General features: G+C 60.9%; 2 protein-coding genes. One reads left to right on the forward strand and one right to left on the reverse strand.

Features of this window, described 5'->3' with window-relative positions; genetic code table 11:
• Positions 1-17 precede the first annotated feature (17 nt).
• On the reverse strand, positions 18-482 hold the full coding sequence (locus tag IE083_RS15525) for an AraC family ligand binding domain-containing protein (protein ID WP_189354939.1): 465 nt from the start codon (positions 480-482) through the stop codon (positions 18-20).
• Between the two features lie 170 nt (positions 483-652).
• On the opposite strand from IE083_RS15525, the gene pssA reads away from it, so the two are divergent.
• Positions 653-1408, forward strand: coding sequence for a CDP-diacylglycerol--serine O-phosphatidyltransferase (gene pssA / locus IE083_RS15530; RefSeq protein ID WP_189354940.1), 756 nt, complete (start codon positions 653-655; stop codon positions 1406-1408).
• The last annotated feature ends 460 nt before the right edge of the window (positions 1409-1868 follow it).

A 1868-nucleotide genomic window follows, 5' to 3' on the forward strand; every position in this document is an offset into this window, starting at 1 on the left:
AGTTCGTCGATGGCCTCCTACCATCTGTCTGCATTTACACCACTTCCGTGGACTCTATCTTCGGCCTCGTCCTGCGCCAGGGCTGTGGTGTCGGAGGCTTGCAGCAGGGCAATTAGCCGGACGATGCAGCCGGCAAGTTGCGGGTCCTGGCTGGCGGGGGGCAGCAGCGTCTGGCCAAACGGCGACAGGTTGGCCGCATCAGCGGCGATGGCCAGCTGCTGAGCAGAGAAGTACAGCATCTGCCAGCTGCGCATCTCGCAATGCAGCGGTTGTCCATCGTGCATTTCACCCGGATTCACCATGATGACGTCGCCGGCCTGGGCATCGATCATTCCCCGGCCGCTGAAGGAGCGCTGCGCCCCCTTGAACAGCAGCCCCACACCGTACTGGTCGTGGCTGTGGCGGGGAAAGCGGTGGGCAGAGTGCAGCGAGATCAGCTCGAAACTACTGCCCGGGTGGCGGCGGATGGTAGGGGTCGGCATGGTCATTCTCCCGGCAGGACGACGCACGCCACCCGCGAAGGGCGGGCATTTTGGCCATTCGGCCTTTTGCCGTGCGGGCTGGCGTTTTAGAATGTCCCGTTTTCTGACGGGCAAGTTTTGACCCTAACAGATCAGACTGTGGCCAACAACCAGGAGTGAAGGTCTTATCCATGCATCACGATCCGCTATCCAGCAAGCCCTCGTTGCGCCGCCAGGGCATTTACCTGCTGCCCAACTCCTTTACCCTTGCCGCGCTGTTCGCCGGTTTCTATGCCATCGTGCAGGCAATGAACCAGAACTTCGAGTACGCGGCGGTGGCAATCTTCATTGCCATGATCCTCGACGGCATGGATGGCCGCGTGGCGCGGCTGACACACAGCCAGAGCGCGTTCGGTGCCGAATTCGACAGCCTGTCGGACATGGTCAGCTTCGGCGTGGCGCCGGCGTTGGTCGCCTATGAGTGGATGCTGAAGGACCTGGGCAAGCTGGGCTGGATGATCGCTTTCATCCACTGTGCCGGTGCCGCCCTGCGCCTGGCGCGCTTCAACACCATGATCGGTTCCACCGACAAGCGCTGGTTCATCGGCCTGCCCAGCCCGGCGGCGGCGGCGCTGGTGGCCGGCCTGGTGTGGATCTGCCACGCCTATGGCTACAATGACCTGCCGGGCCTGCCATGGGTGGCACTGGGCTTTACCGCGTTTTCCGGCATCACCATGGTTACCAACGTGAAATTCTGGAGCTTCAAGGAGATTCACCTGCGCCGTCGCGTGCCCTTTGTGATGCTGCTGGCGCTGGTGGTCGTGCTGATGCTGCTGATGTCGGAACCGCCGCTGGTACTGTTCGGCTTCTTCGTCTGCTACGCGCTGTCCGGCTATGTGATGGTGCTGCTGCGGCTGGGGCGCAAGGTGCCGCCGCCAGAGACCTAGCAGCGGTTGGAGCTCCATATCGGTGGTCATGGTAATGATGCTTGGTGGCCGTACAGATCGTCTTCTCTCGTCGCCGGTGATGTCGAATGCAACAGGCAAGCCGTGCAGGGCAGCTACCAGGTGGGTCTTGCCCGTGTTGCCGGTGCGGGGGGGCCTATGCATCCGGTTGATTGGCTGCTCCGGAGTTGTGCTGATGGGCCTTTGCGTAGCTTCCATCAATGACCCACTCACTGTCGGGATCAATCAATGAAAATTCTGAACCATCTCCCGGCGGCTGACCAGGCGTTGATATGTTTGTAGGTGGAGTTCCAGCAGCCAAAGGTGCAGGGAAAGTCTCGTCATGGACAGCCTGCATGCATATGGCAGAGCGGGCCCGCGATGATTATCCACAAATCGGGTTGATAGAGTCCACGGAAGTGGTGTAAATGCAGACAGATGGTAGGAGGCCATCGACGAACTC

It is taken from the genome of Vogesella fluminis (assembly GCF_014652335.1).
GTDB classification, from domain to species: Bacteria; Pseudomonadota; Gammaproteobacteria; order Burkholderiales; family Chromobacteriaceae; genus Vogesella; species Vogesella fluminis.

Coding starts and splice junctions, on each gene's coding strand:
- IE083_RS15525 (WP_189354939.1), bottom strand. CDS start 482: ATGCCGACCCCTACCATCCGCCGCCACCCGGGCAGTAGTTTCGAGCTG.
- pssA (WP_189354940.1), top strand. CDS start 653: ATGCATCACGATCCGCTATCCAGCAAGCCCTCGTTGCGCCGCCAGGGC.